At 62.6% G+C, this 22,246-nt stretch carries 20 protein-coding genes; 10 read left to right on the top strand and 10 right to left on the bottom strand.

The genetic code is table 11. The features are described 5' to 3' along the window. Window positions 1-75: 75 nt before the first annotated feature. The 3 genes from M2375_RS08155 to M2375_RS08145 all read left to right on the top strand — a co-directional run bounded on the left by M2375_RS08155 (window position 76) and on the right by M2375_RS08145 (window position 3,699). On the top strand, window positions 76-1,869 hold the full coding sequence (locus M2375_RS08155; protein ID WP_259165099.1) for an acyl-CoA dehydrogenase: 1,794 nt from the start codon (window positions 76-78) through the stop codon (window positions 1,867-1,869). Between the two features lie 103 nt (window positions 1,870-1,972). Continuing rightward, window positions 1,973-2,971, top strand: a complete 999-nt coding sequence (locus tag M2375_RS08150; protein ID WP_259165098.1) for a nitronate monooxygenase family protein — start codon at window positions 1,973-1,975, stop codon at window positions 2,969-2,971. Between the two features lie 86 nt (window positions 2,972-3,057). Then, entirely contained in the window at window positions 3,058-3,699 is a 642-nt protein-coding gene (locus tag M2375_RS08145; RefSeq protein ID WP_259165097.1) for a hypothetical protein, read from the top strand. A gap of 43 nt (window positions 3,700-3,742) precedes the next feature. Here the strand turns inward: M2375_RS08145 and M2375_RS08140 are convergent, their stop codons facing one another. After that, window positions 3,743-4,327: a GbsR/MarR family transcriptional regulator gene (locus tag M2375_RS08140; protein WP_259165096.1), complete on the bottom strand. Its 585-nt coding sequence runs from the start codon at window positions 4,325-4,327 to the stop codon at window positions 3,743-3,745. A 250-nt stretch (window positions 4,328-4,577) separates the two neighbouring features. Between M2375_RS08140 and M2375_RS08135 the strand changes: the two genes are divergently transcribed. Then, complete coding sequence (locus tag M2375_RS08135; protein WP_404979290.1) at window positions 4,578-5,723, top strand: acyltransferase family protein; 1,146 nt, start codon at window positions 4,578-4,580, stop codon at window positions 5,721-5,723. Between the two features lie 32 nt (window positions 5,724-5,755). Here M2375_RS08135 and rnk read toward each other — a convergent pair whose 3' ends face one another. Continuing rightward, the gene (rnk, locus tag M2375_RS08130; RefSeq protein WP_259165094.1) at window positions 5,756-6,169 is read right to left on the bottom strand and encodes a nucleoside diphosphate kinase regulator; all 414 of its coding nucleotides are present in this window, start codon (window positions 6,167-6,169) and stop codon (window positions 5,756-5,758) included. A 272-nt stretch (window positions 6,170-6,441) separates the two neighbouring features. On the opposite strand from rnk, the gene M2375_RS08125 reads away from it, so the two are divergent. Further along, window positions 6,442-7,644: a PA0069 family radical SAM protein gene (locus tag M2375_RS08125; RefSeq protein WP_259165344.1), complete on the top strand. Its 1,203-nt coding sequence runs from the start codon at window positions 6,442-6,444 to the stop codon at window positions 7,642-7,644. Here M2375_RS08125 and M2375_RS08120 read toward each other — a convergent pair. The 8 genes from M2375_RS08120 to M2375_RS08085 form a co-directional block, all read right to left on the bottom strand. Beyond that, window positions 7,641-9,554 (bottom strand): phosphoethanolamine transferase, encoded by a 1,914-nt coding sequence (locus M2375_RS08120; protein ID WP_259165093.1) that lies wholly within the window; start codon window positions 9,552-9,554, stop codon window positions 7,641-7,643. The genes M2375_RS08125 and M2375_RS08120 overlap by 4 nt on opposite strands. Before the next feature lie 131 nt (window positions 9,555-9,685). Next, window positions 9,686-10,996, bottom strand: coding sequence for a citrate synthase (locus M2375_RS08115; protein WP_259165091.1), 1,311 nt, complete (start codon window positions 10,994-10,996; stop codon window positions 9,686-9,688). Between the two features lie 20 nt (window positions 10,997-11,016). Further along, entirely contained in the window at window positions 11,017-11,310 is a 294-nt protein-coding gene (locus tag M2375_RS08110) for a succinate dehydrogenase assembly factor 2 (RefSeq protein WP_182327433.1), read from the bottom strand. A 15-nt stretch (window positions 11,311-11,325) separates the two neighbouring features. After that, window positions 11,326-12,030 carry a succinate dehydrogenase iron-sulfur subunit gene (locus M2375_RS08105; protein WP_259165086.1) on the bottom strand — a complete coding sequence of 235 codons (705 nt, stop codon included), beginning with the start codon at window positions 12,028-12,030 and terminating at the stop codon, window positions 11,326-11,328. A 31-nt stretch (window positions 12,031-12,061) separates the two neighbouring features. Beyond that, window positions 12,062-13,867, bottom strand: coding sequence for a succinate dehydrogenase flavoprotein subunit (gene sdhA / locus M2375_RS08100; RefSeq protein ID WP_259165085.1), 1,806 nt, complete (start codon window positions 13,865-13,867; stop codon window positions 12,062-12,064). 22 nt (window positions 13,868-13,889) lie between these two features. Next, on the bottom strand, window positions 13,890-14,255 hold the full coding sequence (sdhD, locus tag M2375_RS08095) for a succinate dehydrogenase, hydrophobic membrane anchor protein (RefSeq protein WP_116924949.1): 366 nt from the start codon (window positions 14,253-14,255) through the stop codon (window positions 13,890-13,892). 43 nt (window positions 14,256-14,298) lie between these two features. Then, on the bottom strand, window positions 14,299-14,733 hold the full coding sequence (sdhC, locus tag M2375_RS08090) for a succinate dehydrogenase, cytochrome b556 subunit (RefSeq protein WP_259165082.1): 435 nt from the start codon (window positions 14,731-14,733) through the stop codon (window positions 14,299-14,301). A 135-nt stretch (window positions 14,734-14,868) separates the two neighbouring features. After that, on the bottom strand, window positions 14,869-15,663 hold the full coding sequence (locus M2375_RS08085; RefSeq protein WP_259165081.1) for a GntR family transcriptional regulator: 795 nt from the start codon (window positions 15,661-15,663) through the stop codon (window positions 14,869-14,871). Between the two features lie 279 nt (window positions 15,664-15,942). Between M2375_RS08085 and M2375_RS08080 the strand changes: the two genes are divergently transcribed. The 5 genes from M2375_RS08080 (at window position 15,943) to acnB (ending at window position 22,034) form a co-directional block, all read left to right on the top strand. After that, complete coding sequence (locus M2375_RS08080) at window positions 15,943-16,929, top strand: malate dehydrogenase (RefSeq protein ID WP_259165080.1); 987 nt, start codon at window positions 15,943-15,945, stop codon at window positions 16,927-16,929. Window positions 16,930-16,947: 18 nt separating this feature from the next. Beyond that, on the top strand, window positions 16,948-17,736 hold the full coding sequence (gene tam, locus M2375_RS08075; RefSeq protein WP_259165079.1) for a trans-aconitate 2-methyltransferase: 789 nt from the start codon (window positions 16,948-16,950) through the stop codon (window positions 17,734-17,736). Window positions 17,737-17,745: 9 nt separating this feature from the next. Then, complete coding sequence (locus M2375_RS08070) at window positions 17,746-18,732, top strand: CoA ester lyase (protein ID WP_259165078.1); 987 nt, start codon at window positions 17,746-17,748, stop codon at window positions 18,730-18,732. A gap of 52 nt (window positions 18,733-18,784) precedes the next feature. Beyond that, window positions 18,785-19,378, top strand: coding sequence for a hypothetical protein (locus M2375_RS08065; RefSeq protein WP_259165077.1), 594 nt, complete (start codon window positions 18,785-18,787; stop codon window positions 19,376-19,378). A gap of 70 nt (window positions 19,379-19,448) precedes the next feature. After that, window positions 19,449-22,034: a bifunctional aconitate hydratase 2/2-methylisocitrate dehydratase gene (acnB, locus tag M2375_RS08060; RefSeq protein ID WP_259165076.1), complete on the top strand. Its 2,586-nt coding sequence runs from the start codon at window positions 19,449-19,451 to the stop codon at window positions 22,032-22,034. The last annotated feature ends 212 nt before the right edge of the window (window positions 22,035-22,246 follow it).

Below are 22,246 nucleotides of genomic sequence, written 5' to 3'. Positions count from 1 at the left end.
GGGGGATGCCTTTTTTTATGCGCGGCGCATCCCCAACCACACGCAATGACAAGACGATAAGACGAGGAGACAACGATGAGCTACAAGGCACCTGTCAAGGACCTGCTGTTTGCGATGGAGCACCTGGCCCGCATCGACCAGGTGGCACAGATCCCCGGGTTTGAAGAATCCGGGCTGGACACGGCACAGGCCGTTTTGGAAGAGTGCGCGCGCTTTAACGAAGAGGTGGTGGCGCCGCTGAATGTCGTGGGCGATCTGCAGCCCTCTAGCTGGAAGGACGGCCAGGTCCGCACGACGGCGGGATTCAAAGAAGCCTTTGCGCAGTACGTGCAAGGCGGCTGGCAGGGCCTGCAGCACCCGGTGGATGCCGGTGGCCAGGGCCTGCCCAAGACCATTGGCGCGGCCTGTGTCGAGATGCTCAACAGCGCCAACATGAGCTTTGCGCTCTGCCCCTTGCTGACCGATGGCGCCATTGAGGCCTTGCTCACCGCTGGCAGCGATGAGCTGAAGAATATCTACCTGGACAAGCTGGTCTCCGGCCAGTGGACTGGCACCATGAACCTGACCGAGCCGCAGGCCGGATCTGACCTGGCGCTGGTGCGTACGCGGGCCGAACGGCAGGGCGATGGCAGCTACCAGGTCTTTGGCACCAAGATCTTTATCACCTATGGTGAGCACGACATGGCCGAGAACATCGTGCACCTGGTGCTGGCCCGGGTGGCGGGTGCGCCCGAAGGCGTCAAGGGCATCAGCCTGTTTGTAGTGCCCAAGTTTCTGGTCACCGCCGATGGCGCGCTGGGCGCACGCAATGATGTGCACTGCGTGAGCATCGAGCACAAGCTGGGCATCAAAGCATCGCCCACCTGCGTGCTGCAGTTTGGCGACCACGGCGGCGCCACTGGCTTTCTGGTGGGCGAGGAGAACCGCGGTTTGGAGTACATGTTCATCATGATGAACGCCGCCCGCTATGCGGTGGGCGTACAAGGCGTGGCCATTGCCGAGCGGGCCTACCAGCAGGCCGCCGCCTTTGCCAAGGAGCGCGTGCAAAGCCGCCCGGTCGATGGCAGCGTGGCGGGCAGTGCCACCATCATCCACCACCCGGATGTGCGCCGCATGCTGATGACCATGCGCGCCTACACCCAAGGCTGCCGCGCGATGGCCCTGACGGCAGCAGCGGCCTTTGATGCCGCCCATGCCCACCCCGATGCCCAGGTGCGCCAGGACAACCAAACGTTTTACGAATTCATGGTGCCACTCATCAAGGGCTACAGCACCGAGATGAGCCAGGAGGTCACGAGCCTGGGCGTGCAGGTACACGGCGGCATGGGCTTTATCGAAGAAACGGGCGCGGCCCAGCATTACCGCGATGCCAAGATCCTGACGATCTACGAAGGCACCACGGCCATCCAGGCCAATGACCTGGTAGGGCGCAAGACAGCGCGTGATGGTGGCCAGGCCGCACGCGGCATTGCCAGCCAGATCGAGGCGACCGAAGCGGCGCTGGCCGCCAGTGGCTCGGAGGCGGTGAAGGCCTTCGCGCAGCGTTTGGCCCATGCCCGCCAGGATTTTTTGGCGGCGGTCGCCTTTGTGGTGGCCGGCAGCAAGGCGGCGCCCAACGAGGTGTTTGCGGGCAGCGTGCCTTATCTGATGCTGGCTGGCAATCTGGTGGCCGGCTGGCAAATGGGCCGGGCTTTGCTGGCGGCCGAGCAGCAGCTGAGCCTGGGCGCGGGCGACCAGGCGTTTCTCGAAGCCAAGGTGACAACCGCGCATTTCTATGCCACGCATATTTTGGTAAAAACCTCGGCATTGCGCGAAGAAATCCTGCATGGCGCCGCCTCGGTGATGGCGTTGCCGCAAGACAGCTTCTGAGCGCAGGCCACCGCTGAGGCCCAGGGGTGCCGTTGCACAGGCACCCGCAGTCTGCGCCACCCACCTGGCGCAGACGGCTTTACCCCTTTGAAGGAGACCTTGTATGTCCAAACTTCCCGGCGCGTTGCAGAACGTGCCTTTCCCGGTCATTGGTTCGCCGCTGTTCATCGTCAGCAACCCGCAACTGCTGATTGCGCAGTGCAAGGCCGGCATCGTCGGCTCCATGCCGGCACTCAATGCCCGGCCTGCCGAGCAGCTCGATGACTGGCTGGCTGAAATTACCGAGACCTTGGCGGCGCACAACCGGGCCCACCCCGACCAGCCCGCCGCGCCCTTTGCGATCAACCAGATCGTGCACCGGACCAATGAGCGCCTGGAGCATGACATGGCGCTGTGCGAGAAGTACAAGGTGCCCATCTTGATCACCTCGCTGGGTGCGCGCGAAGACGTGTTTCAGGCCGCCCATGGCTGGGGTGGCGTGGTGATGCATGACATCATCAACAACAGCTTTGCGCACAAGGCCATCGACAAAGGCGCTGATGGCCTGATTGCTGTTGCCGCTGGTGCCGGTGGCCATGCAGGCATCAAGAGCCCGTTTGCGCTGGTGCAGGAAATCCGCGAATGGTTTGACGGCCCGCTGGCCTTGTCGGGCAGCATTGCGCATGGCCGCGCCGTGTTGGCTGCGCAGGCCATGGGCGCCGATTTTGCCTATATCGGTTCGGCCTTTATTGCCACCGACGAGGCACGCGCGGTGGAGGAGTACAAGCAGATGATTGTCAGCTCCAACTCGGACGACATCATCTACAGCAACCTGTTCACCGGCGTGCATGGCAACTACCTGAGCCCCTCGATCCGCGCGGCGGGCATGGATCCGGACAACCTGCCCGTCTCCGACCCCAGCTCGATGAGCTTTGGCAAGGAGCGCAAGGCCTGGAAAGACATCTGGGGCAGTGGCCAAGGCATTGGCGCCATCAAGCAGGTGGTGCCCGCTGCCGAGCTGGTGGCACGGCTCAAGCGCGAGTACTTTGAGGCCCGCGATGCGCTGCTGGCTGGCGGCCCCCGCCGCGACGCTGTGGCCGCAGTGGCCGCACAAGCGGCGTAACGCGCAGATACCAACACCATCGGACAGGGCTGAACTTTGCCCGCTGGCCGCTGTCCAACCGCGCTTAACGACGATGGTGTGATGCGATGGACAATCTGATTTTTGCCGATGGAGCCGCCCCGCCGGTGCAGCGCCGCCGCTGCCTGGCCTGGGCTGCAGCAGCGTTGGCCTGCGGCGCCGGTGTGGCAAACCTGGCCCAGGCGGCGGATGCCAGTTTGCCGGCCGGTGCGCGCAGCATCAGCATCAGCCAAGCGCAGCTGCAGCAGGCGGTGGCGGCCAAGTTTCCGCTGGCCCGCTCCTGGCAGGGCATGGTGGTGATCCAGCTGCAAAAACCCAGCGTGCAGCTGCTGGCACAAAGCAACAGCCTGCGTGCTGCCTTCGATATCTGGGTGACTGAGAAGCTGATGGGCAACGAACACCCGGGCCAGATGGCCCTGGACTTTGGCCTGGCCTTCCAGGATGCGGACGCCAGCATCCGGCTTCACAACGTGCGCGTGCAGCAGCTACAGATGCAAGGCGTGCCAACGGCTTACCAACCGGTGTTCCAAACCTATGCGCCACGCTTGGCCGAACAAGTGCTGCAAGGCTTGCTGGTGTATGAGCTGCCCGCCAGCCAGCGCATGCTGCTGCAGGGCCTGGGCTACACGGTGGAGCGCATGGAGGTGCAGGAGCAAGGCCTGCGCATTGTGCTGGCACCGAAAAGCGCGGCCAAGTCAGCCGCCCCTTGATACCCATGGTTGCCGGCCGGTAACACCCAGCTGGGCCTGGGGCTCAGTCGTTGTTTTCTTTTTTGGCGGGCATCTTGCCGGTCAGCCGGTCCTTGAGGCTCAGCACCCGGGTGACGGCGCTGCCCATGCCCATCAGCTGCATGGCGGTGTCGGGGTTAAGGCGCTGCACATCGTCAAACCAGGTCATCAGCTTGTCGATCAGCTCGTACATCTCCTGCATGCGTTGCTGGGCATACTGCTCGTCGGTGGAATGGGTTTCTTGCAGCAAGGCGGAGCGCAGCATCGACTGGGTAGGCTCGATCTCGCGGCGGCGGCGTTCTTCGGCCAAGGTGCGAAAGATCTCCCAGACATCGGCCGGTGCCTCGAAGTATTCGCGCCGGTCGCCGGGCTGGTGGCGCATATGCACCAGCCGCCAGGACTGCAATTCCTTCAAGCCCATGCTGACATTGGAGCGCGAGAACGACAGGCCCTCGGCAATCTCATCGGCATTGATGGGCTGGGGCGAGAGAAAGATCAGCGCGTAGATCTGGCCCACCGTGCGGTTGATGCCCCAGCGGCTGCCCATTTCGCCAAAATGTGACACGAATTGGCGGGTGAGTTCGGGCAGCGGCGTTTGGGCTTGTTTCATGGGCGCAATTATCGGTTTTTTCTGGAAAAGCTGAAATGCCCGGCTGCCATGGCCCGGGCTGCTGCCCCGCGCTCTGTAAAGACGCTGCATTTCGGCGGGTCTGGCGGGCGGCCCCGTCAACGTCTACAGATACCAAGGCGTTACACAAGGATTGGCACCGCCTGCGGTGCCAATCCCTTGTCAGAATATTGCGGGTTTGCGCCGCCCGGGCTTGTGCCAGGGCCAAGGCGCATGCCAGCCAGGGACTATCTTGCCTACCACCACAACCCATAACAACCGAAATCTGTGGCTGGACATGACCAAAGGGGCTTGCTGTGCTGCCATCGTCTGGCACCACCTGGCTTTCTACGGCCCGATGTCGGATGTCGCCGCGCAAGCCACCCCCGGCATCATTGCCTGGCTGACGGAATATGCACGCATTGCCGTGCAGATTTTCCTGGTCATGGGCGGCTTTCTGTCGGCCGCCAGCCTGGCGCCGCAAGGCCTGGCCCGCTTTGGCAGCCCCTTGTCCAAGATTGGCCAGCGCGCACTGCGCCTGTTGGCGCCGTATTCGGTCGCGCTGCTGCTGGCCGTGCTCATCGCTGCGCTGGTGCGGCCCTGGTTTGCCCATGATTCCGTACCGGCCGAGCCTACCTGGCAGCAATTGATCGCCAATGCACTGATGCTGCAGGACATCAGCGGGGAAGACGCGCTTTCGGCAGGCGTCTGGTATGTGGCCATTGATTTTCAGCTGTTTGCCGCCGTCACCTTGCTGTTTGCGGCCAGCCGCCGCTGGGCCCGCCAGTGGCTGGGTCTGCAGATCGGCCAGCTGGTGGTGATGGCGCTTACCGCCTTGTCGCTCTTGGTGTTCAACCGCCACAGCGAGTTGGACATGTGGTTTATCTACTTTGTCGGCGCCTATGGCATGGGCATGCTGGCCTATTGGGGCAGCCAAAGCGCCAAGCCCTGGTCCTGGACTGCGCTGTTGCTGGCGCTTGGCCTTGTCTCGTTGGAGCTGGATTTCCGCCTGCGCATTGCGGTGGCACTGTGCGGTGCCGTGGCGTTGCTGTGGCTGATGCGCCTGCCGTCCGATAGCCGCCTGGCCGACTGGCTGGGCCGCCAAGCGCCTGCGCGTTGGCTGCAGTCGCTGGGCCAGATGGCGTACTCGGTGTTTTTGGTGCACTTCTCCATCGTGGTGCTGTGCAACGCGGTGGTCTCGCACCTCTGGCCCACCCAGCCCTGGCTCAACTGGCTGGGCATGTGTCTGGCCTTTGCGCTGTCGCTGTTGGCAGGCCGTGTACTTTATCGGGGGGTGGAAGCGCGCACCCCCAGCATTCGCTCCGTGGCCCGCTGGGAGCTGGGCCTGGTGGGCGCGGGCTTGCTGGTGAGCTTGCTCGGCGCCCGTTTTGCGCTGTAAATAAGCGCTGTCAATAAGCGCTTGGTGCCGTCTCAGCGGTGCAGGTCGCCGGCCCGCTCGGGTTGGTAGCTGATGCCGGTGACTTTCACGGTCATCGTCTTGCCGCCCACCGATGGCCAGGCCAGCGCATCGCCAATCGACAGGCCTAGCAGCGCGCTGCCCACTGGCGCAAATACCGAAATCTTGCTGCTGCTGTCGTCCAGGTCCTTGGGGTAGACCAAGGTCAGCTGGAACTGCTTGCCCGACTCGGCAATGTCAAAGTTGACGGTGGAGTTCATCGTCACCACATCCGGCGGAATATCTGCGGGCTCGACGATATCGGCACGGGCAATCTCCGCCTCCAGATCCGCCTTGCCGGGGAAGGCGCTGGCAGGCATGGCCTCCAGCAGCGCCTCCAGCCGGTCCACATCCAGGGACGACAGGATGAGTTGGGGTTTGCGAGACATGAAAATTCCCTTCGGAGTATGTAATCCCTGAATGTAGGCCAAGCCTCATTTCGCACCAAAAGGGTGCGAATAGCCCTGCGATTTTCCACGCTTGCAGCCGGGCCTGGGTGGGCGCACAATGCCAGAATATACTGTATTTATAAACAGTTATCATGCGCCATTCACCTCTGCACTTTTTGCCGCCAGCACCTGTCTTGCCTGCCTCCGATGCGCGCCCGCCACTGCAGCGTTGTGCAGAAGGGGCAGACGAGCCAGTGCCGCTGCGCGCCCCGATGCCGACTGCGCTGAAGGGGCGTGGTGCTGTGGGTGCGCCCCAGCACCGCTTTGCCAGCGATACCCGGGAATGGGCCGACGATGGCTGGACCGCTGCGGTGCCCGATGCGCTAGAGGGTGGCAGCCCAGCTGCGCACAAGGATGCGGATGCCGAGGATGCCGCTTGGTGGCAGCAAGCGCCGCAGAGTGTGGCCACGCAGGTCCACGAAGAGCGGGCGCGCAGCGCCATCCAGAAAAACGACTCGCCCGACATCTTTTTCGATCACTCGGTCAACCCTTACCGGGGTTGCGAGCACGGATGCATCTACTGCTATGCCCGGCCGTACCACAGCTACCTGAACCTATCGCCAGGCCTCGATTTTGAAACCCAGCTGTTTGCCAAGACCAATATTGCCCAGGTGCTGAGGGCCGAAATCAGCCGCCCGCGCTACCAGCGGGCCTCGCTCAATATCGGGTCAGCCACCGATTGCTACCAACCCATTGAGCGTGAACTGGGCCTGACGCGGCAGCTGATCGAGGTGCTGTGCGAGGCCGAGCATCCTTTTTCGCTGATCACCAAGAGCAGCGCGGTGGAGCGCGATATCGACCTGCTGGCCGCTGCGGCGCGCAAGAATGCGGCGGCCGTCTACATCACCATCACCAGCCTCGATCCGCAACTCACCCGCCTGCTCGAACCCCGGGCGGCCGCACCGCACCGGCGGCTGCGCACGATACGCCGGCTGGCAGAGGCGGGCATTCCGGTGGGGGTGAGTGTGGCGCCGCATATTCCGTTTTTGACCGAAGACATGGAAGAGGTGCTGGCCGCCGCACGCGAGGCCGGTGCCACCACCGCCTTCTACACCGTGTTGCGCCTGCCTTGGGAGCTGAATGCCGTGTTCCAGCAGTGGCTGCAGGCCCATTACCCGCAGCGCGCAGCCCGGGTGATGGAGCGGGTGCGCGATCTGCACCAGATCAGCGAGGCAGACCGGCTGCGCGGCAAAAGCTATGACAGCCAGTCCTTTGCGCGCATGAAGGGCCAGGGGCTGTGGGCTGACCTGGTGCGCCAGCGCTTTAGGCGGGCTTGCGCGCAGCTGGGCTATGGCCGCGAGCGGATCGAGATGGACTGGCGCGGCTTTGCGCTCTGGCAGGCCCGGCAGGTGCAGACAGCCCGCCAGGGCACTGCCAGTGCAGCACCGCAGCCTGGCCAGGGCAGCCTGTTTTAGCCGCGCTTAGCCGGGTTGCGGCCATTGCTGGCAGGTGCTATCCAAGGCGAGGATGGCGACGTGGCGATGGAGGCCGCTGCTACATGGGCCATCGGGCTAGCCGGGGCAAGCGCTAACGGCGGCACAGAGCGACCCTTGCAGCTGGCAAAAATGTCCAGCTCCGGCTGGTGCAGCGCAGTCTGCACATCGGTCAGGCCCAGCACCGAATGGAACAGGTTGTCGTGGCTGATGCGGGCGGTGTCCACCGCTTGCTGCAGGCAGCTGGTGCTCAGGCCCATGCGCTGCTGCATGGCCGGCGACAGCCAGGTGATCCAGGGCACGCGCTTTTGCACATCGGGCGCGACGGAGTAGGGCAGGCCATGCAGGTAGATGTTGTTCTCGCCCAGCGATTCGCCGTGGTCGGCCACATACATCATGGCCGTGGGCTGGCGCTGGCCTTTGCGGGCCAGCCAGTCGATCAGGCCGCCGAGCATGCGGTCGGTGGCGACCACGCTGTTGTCATAGGCGTTGACCAAGGATGCGCGGTCGCAGGACTGCAGGTTGACGCTGTTGCACTCGGGGCTGAAGGCTTTGTCCTGGCTGAGTGAGCGCTTGAAATAGGCCGGGCCGTGGCTGCCCATCTGGTGCAGCACCAGCACCACGCCCTTGCTGCGCTGCTCGGCGGGCAGGGCGCTGATGCGCTCGTCCAGGCCTTCGAGCAAGGCCATGTCCACACACTCGCCCTCCTGGCACAGGGCCTGGCGCGCGGCGGCGGGCAGGTCGTCCTTGGTGTTGGCGTTGTGTACCCGGGCGCAAACGCCTTTGCAGCCTGATTGGTTCTCTACCCACAGAACGGCCAGGCCGGCGCGCTGCAAGACATCGAGCAGGTTCTCATAGGACTTGCTGCTGTCCTGGCTGCTGCGCCCCAGGTGGGAGAACATGCAGGGCAGCGACACAGCGGTGCTGGTGCCGCAGGACCAGGCATTGGTGGCCACGGCCAGATCCCGGCGGGCGGACAGCAGCGGTGTGGTGGCGAGCTCATAGCCATTGGTGGCAAAGTTGCCGGCGCGGCCGGTCTCGCCCACCACCAGCGCATAGATGGGGAAGCTGGCTTGGGCCGCGTAGCTGGCGCCCAGCTTGGCGTCTTCGCCAATCGGGTACAGGGTGGTGTCCCGGTGGCGGATTTGCTGGGCCACCAGGTTGCCGGCGGCATAGACGGTGGACAGCGGATTCATCATGTAGCGCAGCGAGGTGTGGTTGCGCATGGCCGATGAAATGGGCCGAAACCCTGCCATCACCACCAGCACCAGGGCCAGCACGGCGACGAGCACCATGGCCAGCTGCCGCAGCACCGGGCGCCAGCCCTTGTGCTGGGGCAGCACCTGGCGGTAGAGCCACCAGGTAGGGGGGATGGCGATGGCGCCTACGGTGACGACCAGGCTCCAGTGCAGCAGATCGGCCGCTTCCTGGGCATCGGTCTGCAGCACATTGACCAGCATGGATGCATCGATGGCAATGCCGTAGTTCAGCATAAAGCAGGCCGCAAAGGCGGCAATCCAGCACATGGCGACCAGGACGGGCTTGGCCGCGCGGCCCCAGCTCAGCAGGGTCAACAGTGCCCAACAGGCGCAGGCAATGGCCAGGCCCAGACTCAGGCCCAAGGTCCACTGCTGGGTGCTGCTCAAGCCCTCCGTGTGGGCAATGGTCTTCCACAAGGCGAGGTTGCCGACGCTGGCCAGCCACAGGCTGATGAACAGGCTCCACTGCCACACAGGCCGCGCAGGGTTGCGGGCGGTGGTGGCCAGGTCGGCGCTGAAGGGCAGGCCATCCGGGTGGGGAGGGAACGCCGCCGCGTCTGCGGGCGCAATGGCTGCGTCGCGCTGTGCTGCGGCCTTGCCAGAGGGGGTGATAAACCGGGCAAAGAATGTCATCCCGCCATGGTCGGCGGAGCAGCTTAACAAGCGATTAATGCGCGAGCGGGCATGAAAAAACCCGCAAAAGCGGGTTTGGAAGCGGTTGGGACGCGGTGCCAGGCAGCGCAGGCGCTGCCTGGACGGCGCGATCAGCGCTTGGCGATGGCTTGCACGTCGCGTGCCACCGAGCCGGTGTACAGCTGGCGTGGACGGCCAATCTTGTACTCGGGATCGGCCATTTGCTCGTTGAGCTGGGCGATCCAGCCCACGGTGCGGGCCAGCGCGAAGACGCCGGTGAACAGCTTCACAGGGATGCCGATGGCGCGTTGCACGATGCCGGAGTAGAAGTCGACGTTCGGGTACAGCTTGCGCGACACGAAGTAGTCGTCTTCCAGTGCAATCTTCTCGACTTGCTTGGCCAGCGCGAACAGCGGATCGTTTTCCAGGCCCAACTCGGCCAGGATCTCGTTGCAGGTTTCCTGCATCAGCTTGGCGCGGGGGTCGTAGTTCTTGTACACGCGGTGGCCAAAGCCCATCAGCTTGACGCCGCTGGACTTGTCCTTGACCTGCTCCATGAACTCACCAACCTTGGCGATGCCGCCGTTGGCCTGGATGTGCTCCAGCATGTTCAGACAGGCTTCGTTGGCGCCGCCGTGGGCAGGGCCCCACAGGCAAGCAACGCCCGCGGAGATGGCTGCAAACGGGTTGGTGCCCGACGAACCGCACAGGCGCACGGTCGAGGTCGACGCGTTTTGCTCGTGGTCTGCGTGCAGGATGAAGATGCGGTCGAGCGCGCGCTCCACCACCGGATTCACCACATACTCTTCGCAAGGGTTGCCGAACATCATGCGCAGGAAGTTGCCTGCGTAGGACAGGTCGTTCTTCGGGTACATGTAAGGCTGGCCCGTGCCGTACTTGTACGACATGGCCACCAGGGTCGGCAGCTTGGCGATCAGGCGGATCGCTGCAATGTTGCGGTGCTCGGGGTTGGTGATGTCCGTACTGTCATGGTAGAAGGCCGACATGCCGCCCACCAGGCCCGTCAAGACGGCCATGGGGTGTGCATCGCGGCGGAAACCACGCAGGAAGAACTGCATCTGCTCGTTGACCATGGTGTGCTGGGTCACCGTGTTTTCGAACTCGGCCTTTTGCGCTTCGTTGGGCAGCTCGCCGTACAGCAGCAGGTAGCAGGTTTCGAGGTAGTTGCAGTTCTTGGCCAGCTGCTCGATGGGGTAGCCACGGTACAGCAGCTCGCCCTTGTCACCATCGATATAGGTGATGGCCGACTGGCAGGCCGCCGTCGAGAGGAAACCGGGATCGTAGGTGAACATGCCGGTCTGCGCGTACAGCTTGCGGATATCGATGACATCCGGGCCGATCGAGCCCTGGTAGACGGGAAGGTCTACACTTGCTGCGCCGTTGCTAAACGATAGCGTGGCTTTGTTGTCTGCTAGTTTCATAAAACTGGTTCCTTCTCGAGTTAGTCCGCAAGAGATGCGCGTTGTTTTCGGCTGCGCAGCATCTCCAGCACTTCGTGAACATCTGGCGTGTCGAGGTCGCCTGTCAGTTCCTTGCGCTTGAGCAGCAAGTCCAACAGGTCGTTGTCGGCCAGGTTCATCAAAGTGGTCAGCCCATGCGCCTGGCGGACATTCAGGCTTGCTCCGTAAGTCCGGAAGAACTGCTCGACGAAGATGTCGTTCTCCACCAGGCCTCGGCGACTACGCCAGCGCAGCAGATCGCGCGCACGTTCATCCAGCAGTTCGTTTTCCATCATTGCTCTATCAGGTTCTTACACCGCACGGCGAACCATCAGTTCCTTGATCTTGCCAATCGCCTTAGTGGGGTTCAGGTGCTTGGGGCACACGTCCACGCAATTCATGATGGTGTGGCAACGGAACAGACGGTAGGGGTCTTCCAGGTTGTCCAGGCGCTCGCTGGTGTGGTCATCGCGGCTGTCGGCGATGAAGCGGTAGGCTTGCAGCAGACCAGCCGGGCCCACGAACTTGTCGGGGTTCCACCAGAACGAGGGGCAGCTGGTCGAGCAGCTCGCGCACAGAATGCACTCGTACAGGCCGTTGAGCTCTTCACGCTCTTCGGGCGACTGCAGGCGCTCCTTCTCGTTGGCGACAAAGCTGTCGGCCATCAGATAGGGCTTGATCGAGTGGTATTGCTTGAAGAACTGGGTCATGTCCACGATCAGATCGCGGATGACGGGCAGACCGGGCAGGGGCTTCAAGACGATGTCGCCCTTGAGGGTGTTCATGTTCGTCAGGCAGGCCAGGCCGTTCTTGCCGTTGATGTTCATCGCATCCGAGCCGCAGACGCCTTCGCGGCAGGAGCGGCGGAAGGAGATCGAGGGGTCGAGTTCCTTGAGCTTGACCAGCGCGTCCAGCAGCATGCGTTCCTGACCGTCGAGCTCTACCTCCACGGACTGCATGTAGGGCTTGGCATCTTTATCGGGATCGTAGCGATAGATTTTGAAAGTACGCTTCATTTTGGGATGTTCTTTCGTGGGCTGCGTGGATTTAGAAGGTACGGACCTTGGGCGGTACCGACGGCACGGTCAGCGGCTTGAGTTGCACTGGCTTGTACTCCAGGCTGTTGGCAGCGCTGTACCACAGCGTGTGCTTGAGCCAGTCGATGTCATTGCGGCCCAGTGGGTACTTGGGATCGTCTGCAGGGTGCTCGTAGTCGTCCACGGTGTGGGCGCCACGGCACTCGGTGCGGGCGGCGGCCGAGACCATCGTGGCTTGTGCCACTTCGATCAGGTTGGCTACTTCCAGCGCTTCCATGCGGGCGGTGTTCCAGACCTTGGACTTGTCCTTCAAGGTCACGCCACCGACGCGGGCGCGGATCTCGGCAATCTTCTTGACGCCTTCGTCCATGCTCTTTTGCGTGCGGAACACACCGGCGTGCTGCTGCATGCAAGAGCGGATGTCGTTGGCCACGTCCTGCGCGTACTCGCCGCTGCTGGAGTCGTCGAGCTTGTTCAGACGCGACAGCGAGAAGTCCGATGCGTTGTCCGGCATGGGCTTGAATTCGCCGTAGCCGTTAACGTAGTTGACGATGTGCTTGCCAGCGGACTTGCCGAACACCAGCAAATCGAGCAGCGAGTTGGTGCCCAGGCGGTTGGCGCCGTGCACCGACACGCAGGAGCATTCGCCCACAGCGTAGAGGCCGTTGACGACCTTGTTCTCTTCACCATCCCAAACAACGACCTGGCCGTTGATGTTGGTGGGGATACCGCCCATCTGGTAGTGGATGGTGGGCACCACGGGAATCGGTTCCTTGGTGATGTCCACGTTGGCGAAGTTGTGGCCGATTTCTTCCACCGAAGGCAGGCGCTTGCGGATGGTTTCTGCACCCAGGTGGGTCATGTCCAGCAGGATGTAGTCCTTGTTCGGACCGCAGCCACGGCCTTCCTTGATTTCCTGGTCCATCGAGCGCGAGACGAAGTCACGCGGTGCCAGGTCCTTCAAGGTAGGCGCATAGCGCTCCATGAAACGCTCGCCATCGCTGTTGCGCAAAATGGCGCCTTCACCGCGACACCCTTCGGTCAGCAGCACGCCCGCGCCAGCCACGCCGGTGGGGTGGAACTGCCAGAACTCCATGTCCTGCAGCGGGATGCCAGCGCGCGCTGCCATGCCCAGGCCGTCGCCGGTGTTGATGAAGGCATTGGTCGATGCCTGGAAGATGCGGCCTGCGCCGCCGGTGGCCAGCAGCACGGCCTTGGCGTGCAGCTCGTACAGGTCGCCGGTTTCCAGTTCAATGGCGGTCACGCCGATCACATCGCCGGATTCGTCGCGGATCAGGTCGAGTGCCATCCACTCCACGAAGAAGTTGGTCTTGGACTTGACGTTCTGCTGGTACAGCGTGTGCAGCATCGCGTGGCCGGTACGGTCAGCGGCTGCGCAAGCGCGTTGCACGGGCTTTTCGCCGTGGTTGGCGGTGTGGCCACCAAACGGGCGCTGGTAAATGGTGCCGTCCGGGTTGCGGTCAAAAGGCATGCCAAAGTGTTCCAGCTCATACACCACCTTGGGTGCTTCGCGGCACATGAACTCGATGGCATCCTGGTCACCGAGCCAGTCCGAGCCCTTGATGGTGTCGTAGAAGTGCCATTCCCAGTTGTCGGGCGACATATTGCCCAGCGAAGCGGACACGCCCCCTTGCGCTGCCACGGTGTGCGAGCGGGTGGGGAAAACCTTGGACAAGGCGGCCACGGACAGGCCTGCCTTGGACAGTTCCAGCGCAGCGCGCAGGCCGGATCCGCCAGCGCCGATGATGATTACATCAAACTTGCGCTTTGTGATGTTCTCTTTTGTATAGCTCATTGTTCTCTTTCAATCGCGGGGATCACAGACGCCACAGAACCTGGAGGCCCCAGCCGAGGCAGCCGACCAGCCAGACCAACACAAAAATCTGCAGCACCAGACGCAGGCCGACGGGCTGGACGTAGTCCATGAAGATTTCACGCATGCCCACCCAGGCGTGGTAGGCCAGGGCCACCAGGGTGCCGACGGTGATGAACTTCATCCATTGCTGGGCGAAGATGCCTGCCCACTGCTCGTAGCCGATGGGGCCTTTGATAAGCAGCACCTGGGCCAGCAGGGCCACGGTGAACAGGGCCATCAGCAGACCGGTCACACGCTGGGCCAGCCAGTCGCGCAAGCCGTAGTGGGCACCGGTCACGACACGTTTGGAGCCGTAATTGACGGACATGGGGAATCCTTTCTTATTTATCAGTGAATGCAGTCGCGGGCGATCAGTACAGGCCGAACAGCTTGGCGCCCAGGATGGCGGTCAGCAGCAGGCTGATGGCAAAGCAGGCCAGGGCCGAGTTCTTGCCAAACTCTTTGTTGACCGACTTGTGCGACACGTCCATCCAGATGTGGCGCAGGCCAGCGCAGAAGTGGTGCAGGTAGGACCAGATCAGGGCCAACACGGCCAGCTTGATGAACCAGCCGGGGAAGATGCCGGCGCCGGTGTTGAAGGCGGCGGTGAAGCGGGCGTAGGAGAATTCGGAGGAGATCGAGGTATCGAGCAGCCAGATCACAAAAGGCAGCAGGAAGAACATGACCAGGCCGCTGGCGCGGTGCAGGATCGAGAGCTTGGCTGCTACCGGCAAGCGGTAGGTGGTGAGGTCCGAAATGGGGTTGATATTGCGAAACTCGGGCCGCTTCTTTGTGGTATCTGTCATGGTGTGAAATCTTTCGTGGATGTAACTGCTATGTAATCGCTTGCCTCAAACCTGCAAAATTTTATTGCAATGCAGCGCGCAGGTCTAAGGGTTTCTCTTTAACCCCGTGGTGACTACTCTGACTTGACCGCTGCACTAGCTCAGGGTATTGCTGTAGTGGTGGGTGTCCGTGCGGTAGAGGCCTCGTCGTAATTCCATGGGAACATCGTTGTAGGTGTAGGCCACACGCTCGACGCTGAGCAGCGGAGTGTGGCCATCGATGTGTAACAAATCGCCCTGTGCGGGGTCGGGTAAAACGGCACGCAATTTCTCTTGCGCGCGCACCATGCGCACGCCGTATTCCACCTCGAACATCGCGTAGGTGGCGCCGGGGTAGTCGCGCATTTGCTCGGCTGACAGGCCTTTGAAGCTGCTGCTGGGCAGCCAGATATCTTCCAAAATGGTGGGAATGCCGGCAAACACCAGCACGCGGCGCACATGGATCAGCGATTCGCCCGTCGGCACCTGCAGCAGTTTGCAGATTTCGCTCTGGCCCTTCATGCTGCGGCAGGAGATGATGTTGCGCTGCGCCGGACCCTCTTCGTTGAGGTCGCCGCTGTCGGGCAGCAGGCGCAAGAAGCGGTACTGCACATTGCGCTCGGCATGCGTTGCCACAAAGGTGCCCTTGCCCTGGCGGCGCAGCAGCAGGTTTTCGGCGGCCAGCTCGTCGATGGCCTTGCGCACCGTGCCCTGGCTCACGCGGTAGCGCGCGGCCAGCTCCATCTCGCTAGGGATCATCTCGCCCGGTTTCCAGGCACCTGCTTGCAGGCTTTGCAGGATCAAACCCTTGATTTGCTGGTACAGCGGGCTGAAAGCAGGGGTCGCGCCACCCACGCTGTCGCCAGCGGACGTGATTCCGGTGTCGTTTGCATTCGGGGTGGAAGATGTCATGCGCTTGTCTTGGGAGAGATTCAATCTCTCGGGTGCCACCGTGAAGGTGGCAGCAATCGGTTCAAATTCTCAGCGCGCATTGTATAGCGCAACCGGGGTCAATCATATCTTATATAAGACATAAGACAAATTGACTGAGTGAACTGTTCAAGAGTACACTTGCACGCTGTTTACAGACCTGCCATCGGGGGCATCCCGGTCGCTGATTCCAGTGGTTTTGACACACTCTCCGATGCTGGCCTGCTTGGACACCTCATTTCTATTTTCTGGAGTTTTCCCATGAGCAAGAAGCCCGTACGTGTCGCCGTTACCGGTGCCGCTGGTCAAATCGGTTATGCCCTGTTGTTCCGCATCGCTTCGGGCGAAATGCTGGGCAAGGATCAGCCTGTCATCCTGCAACTGCTGGAAATTCCTGACGAGAAGGCCCAAAACGCGCTCAAGGGCGTGATCATGGAGCTGGAAGACTGCGCTTTCCCGCTGGTGGCCGGTATCGAAGCCCACAGCGATCCGCTGCAAGCCTTCAAAGACACCGACTACGCACTGCTGGTGGGCGCCCGTCCTCGTGGCCCAGGCATGGAACGTGCTGACCTGCTGGCTGCCAACGCCCAGATCTTCACCGCCCAAGGCAAGGCCCTGAACGCTGTCGCTTCGCGCAACGTCAAGGTGCTGGTGGTCGGCAACCCAGCCAACACCAATGCCTACATCGCGATGAAGTCGGCTCCCGACCTGCCAGCGAAGAACTTCACCGCCATGCTGCGCCTGGACCACAACCGCGCTGCGTCCCAACTGGCTGCCAAGGGCGGCTTCAAGGTGGGCGACATCCGCAAGCTGACCGTCTGGGGCAACCACTCGCCCACCATGTACGCCGACTACCGTTTCGCGACGGTGGATGGCAAGTCCATCAAGGAAGCGATCAACGACCAGGCCTGGAACAAGGACGTGTTCCTGCCTACCGTTGGCAAGCGTGGCGCCGCCATCATTGCAGCGCGCGGCCTGTCGTCGGCAGCATCGGCTGCCAACGCCGCCATCGACCACATGCGTGACTGGGCCCTGGGCTCGGCCGGCGAATGGGTGACCATGGGCGTGCCTTCGAACGGCGAATACGGCATCCCAGCGGGCATCATCTTCGGCTTCCCCGTGACCACCGAAAACGGCGAATACAAGATCGTCCAAGGTCTGGAGATCGACGCGTTCTCGCAAGAATGCATCGACAAGACGCTGGCTGAGCTGCAAGGCGAGCAAGACGGCGTCAAGCACCTGCTGTAATCCAACGCGCTGACCAGCATGCTCGAATGGAATGCCCAGCTCTACAGCCGGTTCGAGGACGAGCGCACGCGCCCGGCCGCCGACCTGCTGGCGCGCGTGGCCCTGCCCGACGATGCCGCCTATGTGGTGGATCTGGGCTGCGGGCCGGGTAATTCCACCGAGCTGCTGGCCCGGCGCTTTGTGCATGCACGGGTGCTGGGCGTTGACCAGTCGCAAGACATGCTGGCCGCTGCGCGCCAGCGTCTTGCGCAAGTGCATTTTGAGCAGTGCGATATCGCCCACTGGCAGGCTCCACCGCACAAGGGGCGTTTGCCCGATTTGATTTTTGCCAATGCGGCCCTGCAATGGGTGCCGGACCACATCCAGCTGCTGCCCCGATTGATGGGCATGTTGGCGCCCGGTGGTGTGCTGGCCGTACAGATGCCAGACAACCGCGACGAGCCCAGCCACCGCCTGATGCGCGAAGTGGCAGCGCTGCAGCCCTGGGCTGCAGACATCGGCGATCCGCAGGCCTTGCGCACGGATTTGCTGACCCTGAATGATTACTACGATGTGCTGGCCCTTGATGCCCAGGTGGATGCCTGGCGTACGGCGTACCAGCACCCGATGGACAGTGCCGAGGCGATTGTCCAATGGGTGAGCGGCACCGGGCTGCGGCCTTTTCTCCAGCCTCTGCCTGCCGAGTTGCAAACCAGTTTTGTCGCCGAATACACCCGCCGCATCGATGCCGCCTACAGCCCGCGCAGCGATGGCCGGCGCCTGCTGGCCTTCCCCCGCTTGTTTTTGGTGGCCCGCCGCCCCATCTAAGCCTTGACCATGAGTATTTCCGCCATCCATCCCGCACAGGTTCTGCTCGGCGCCCAGTCTGGGGCGCTGGCCTTGCCGGTCTGCGACCACTACAGCGGTGTTGAAGACCGCATGCGCAAGAGCCTGGCTTTGCAGGCGCAGATGACGCAAGAGTTTGGCCGCTGCGTGTTCGATGTGACCCTGGACTGCGAAGACGGCGCGGCCGTTGGCCAGGAAAAGGCCCATGCCCAGCTGGTGGCCTCGCTTGCCAAGAACGCCGCACCCGGCGCCCGGGTAGCGGCCCGTGTGCATGCGGCAGACCACGCAGCGCTGGCCGAAGATATCGCCACCATCGCGGGCGAGGCGGGCGACAGGCTCTGCCACATCATGGTGCCCAAGGTGGAATCGGTGGACGATATTGACCAGGTCGACCGCCTGCTGCAGCGCGCCACGGATACCCCGGTGCCGCTGCATGCGCTGATTGAATCACCCCAGGCGGTGCACCGCGCTTTCGAGATTGCCGCCGACCCCCGGGTGCAAAGCATCAGCTTTGGTTTGATGGATTTTGTATCAGCCCATGGTGGCGCGATTCCGTCCAGTGCAATGGGCGTGCAAGGCCAGTTTACGCATCCGCTGGTGCTGCGCGCCAAGCTGGAGATCGCTGCGGCCTGCCATGCCTATGGCAAGGTGCCATCGCACTGCGTGGTGACCGAGTTCAAGAACCCCGATGCGATGGAGCAGGCCGCACGCCGCGCCTATGGCGAGCTGGGCTATACCCGCATGTGGAGCATCCACCCCGCGCAGATCCGTCCCATCCTGCAGGCCTTCGCGCCCACGCAGAGCCAGGTCGATGAAGCGGCCCGTATCGTGCGGGCAGCGGCAGACGCGCAATGGGCCCCTATCAGCGTCGATGGGGTCTTGCATGACCGTGCAAGTTATCGTTACTTTTGGCAAATTTTGGAGCGTGCTGCGCAGACGGGTTGTCCGTTGCCGGGTACAGTTCGGGAGTGGCTGTAACCATTCCGGGCAGCCCTTTTCCTGTTTCTTGCGTTGTATCGCGGGAGTTGTTATGAAAAATCGCGTGATTTCTTTGTTGGTCTTGGTTCCTGCGCTGACTCTGGCTATGGGCAGTGTGCAGGCGCAAGACAAGAAGGCGGCCAAGCCAGCGGCCGCCAAGACCACCGCTGCCAAGAAGGCACCGGCCAAAAAAGCCCCCGCCAAGCGTGCCTCCACCGCCAAAAAGGGCGCAGCGGTGGCCGCTGGCGCCGGTGCGGCCGCCGCTGTTGCAGCCATCCCTGCCCAGCAGACCTTGACCCCCGCCGAATTGGCCATTGCCGAGCAGGTCTACCAAGGCCGCATCAGCTGCGAATTGGGCGCGTCGGTCAATATCGCCAAGGATTCCGTCAACCCGGGCTACTTCTTCGTTGAAGGCAAGGGCTTCAAGTACCACATGGCTCCGGTGTCGACCTCCACCGGCACCGTCCGCCTGGAAGACCAGCACGCTGGCGCCATGTGGCTGCAAGTTGCCAACAAATCCATGCTGATCAATCGCAAGCTGGGCCAACGCCTGGCCGATGAATGCATGAGCCCCGAGCAAAACCAGGTAGCCGAAGCTATCAAGAAAAACCCACCTGCCGCACTGTTTGAAGGCAACGGCCGCTGATAAGAACAGCGGCGCGGAAGCCCGACGCCTTGCGAGCGCCCCACCATTGAAATAGAGAACCGGAGAACGTATGTTGAAAGCCTACCGCGACCATGTGAGTGAGCGTGCCGCTCTGGGCATCCCCCCACTGCCGCTGGATGCCAAGCAGGTCGCTGACTTGATCGAGCTGATCAAGAACCCACCTGCCGGTGAAGACGCATTTCTGCTCGATCTGCTGACCCACCGCGTGCCCCCAGGCGTGGACGATGCCGCCAAGGTCAAGGCTTCCTTCCTGGCTGCCGTTGCACATGGCGACCTGAAAGTGGCGCTAATCTCCAAGGCCAAGGCCACCGAGCTGCTCGGCACCATGGTGGGTGGCTACAACGTGCATCCGCTGATCGAACTGCTGGACGACACCGAAGTGGCCGCTGTGGCAGCCGAGGCGCTGAAGAAGACCTTGCTGATGTTCGACTTCTTCAACGACGTGGCCGACAAGGCCAAGGCCGGCAATGCCAAGGCCAAGGAAGTGATGCAAAGCTGGGCGGATGCCGAGTGGTTCACCTCGCGTCCCGAAGTCGAGAAAAAGATCACCGTCACCGTCTTCAAGGTGCCCGGCGAGACCAACACCGATGACCTGTCGCCTGCACCAGACGCCTGGAGCCGCCCCGACATTCCTCTGCACTACCTGGCCATGCTGAAGAACACGCGTCCCGACGCGGCCTTCAAGCCCGAAGAAGACGGCAAGCGCGGTCCGATGCAGTTCATCGACGACCTGAAGAAAAAGGGCCACCTGGTGGCCTACGTGGGCGACGTGGTCGGCACCGGTTCTTCGCGCAAGTCCGCGACCAACTCCATCGTCTGGGCTACCGGCCAGGACATTCCCTTTGTGCCCAACAAGCGCTTTGGTGGCGTGACCCTGGGCGGCAAGATCGCCCCCATCTTCTTCAACACGCAAGAAGATTCGGGCTCGCTGCCGATCGAAGTGGACGTCTCCAAGCTGGAGATGGGCGATGTCATCGACGTGCTGCCCTACGACGGCAAGATCCTCAAGAACGGCGAGACCGTCACCGAGTTCCAACTCAAGAGCGATGTGCTGTTTGACGAAGTGCGCGCCGGCGGCCGTATCAACCTGATCATCGGCCGCTCGCTGACCGCCAAGGCCCGCGAAGCGCTGGGCCTGCCCGCATCCACCGTGTTCCGTCTGCCCCAGGCACCTGCGGAAACCAAGGCTGGCTTTACCTTGGCGCAAAAGATGGTCGGCCGTGCCGTCGGTCTGGCAGAAGGCCAGGGCGTGCGCCCCGGTACCTACTGCGAACCCCGCATGACCACCGTGGGCTCGCAAGACACCACCGGCCCGATGACCCGTGACGAGCTGAAGGACCTGGCTTGCCTGGGCTTCTCGGCCGACATGGTGATGCAGTCCTTCTGCCACACCGCTGCGTACCCCAAGTCGGTGGACGTCAAGACCCACCGTGAGCTGCCCCAGTTCATCAGCAACCGTGGCGGCGTGGCCCTGCGCCCGGGCGATGGCGTGATCCACAGCTGGCTCAACCGCCTGCTGCTGCCGGACACCGTGGGCACCGGCGGTGACTCGCACACCCGTTTCCCCATCGGTATTTCCTTCCCCGCAGGCTCGGGCCTGGTGGCCTTCGGTGCTGCGACTGGCGTGATGCCGCTGGACATGCCTGAATCGGTGCTGGTGCGCTTCAAGGGCGAAATGCAGCCTGGCGTGACTTTGCGCGATCTGGTGCATGCGATCCCGCTGTATGCGATCAAGGCCGGTCTGCTGACCGTTGCCAAGGCCGGCAAGATCAACGAGTTCTCCGGCCGCATTCTGGAAATCGAAGGCCTGCCAGACCTGAAGGTCGAGCAAGCGTTCGAGCTGTCCGATGCCTCCGCCGAGCGCTCGGCCGCTGGCTGCACGATCAAGCTCAACCCTGAGCCCGTGCGCGAATACCTGACCTCGAACATCGTTCTGATGAAGAACATGATCGCCGACGGTTATGCCGACGCCAAGACCCTGCAACGCCGCATCGAGAAGGTCGAAGCCTGGCTGGCCAAGCCCGACCTGCTCGAAGCCGACAAGGACGCCGAATACGCACACGTCATCGAGATCGATCTGGCCGACATCAAGGAGCCTATCGTCTGCTGCCCGAACGACCCGGACGATGCCAAGTTCCTGTCCGATGTGGCCGGCACCAAGATCGATGAAGCCTTCATCGGTTCGTGCATGACCAATATCGGCCACTTCCGCGCTGCAGCCAAGCTGCTGGGCGGCCAGCGTGACATCCCTGTCAAGCTGTGGGTGGCACCGCCCACCAAGATGGACCAGAGCGAGCTGATCAAGGAAGGCCATTACGCCGCCTTTGGCACCGCCGGTGCGCGTACCGAAATGCCCGGCTGCTCGCTGTGCATGGGCAACCAGGCCCAGGTGCGCGAAGGCGCCACGGTGATCTCGACCTCGACCCGCAACTTCCCCAACCGTCTGGGCAAGAACACCAATGTGTACCTGGGCTCGGCCGAACTGGCGGCGATTGCCTCGCGCCTGGGTTACTTGCCCAGCAAGGAAGAGTACCTGAAGGAAATGGGCGTGATCGATGCCGACAAGGCCTCCGTCTATCGCTACATGAACTTCAACGAAATTGCGGAATACGCCGAAGTGGCAGAGAAGATCTAAGCGTCACAGCTGCTGTGCAGGGGCCTTGGCGCCCCTGTCACCCACAACCCGCTGCGGCGGGTTTTTTCATGCCCGTACCCAGGGGTTTAACGCGGGTAGCGTGCAAGAAGCATGGGTGTATGCACAATGTTCGCTGGTCTTTGGGCGGGCAGCGATGGCTGTCCCGCCCAATCCTATGCCGCGAAATTTTTGAAATAGTCGATCGGAGAAAT

The sequence above is a fragment of the Comamonas sp. BIGb0152 genome (genome assembly GCF_024809975.1).
Classification (GTDB): Bacteria; Pseudomonadota; Gammaproteobacteria; order Burkholderiales; family Burkholderiaceae_C; genus Comamonas.
This window is presented reverse-complemented; position numbering and strand designations above follow the sequence as displayed.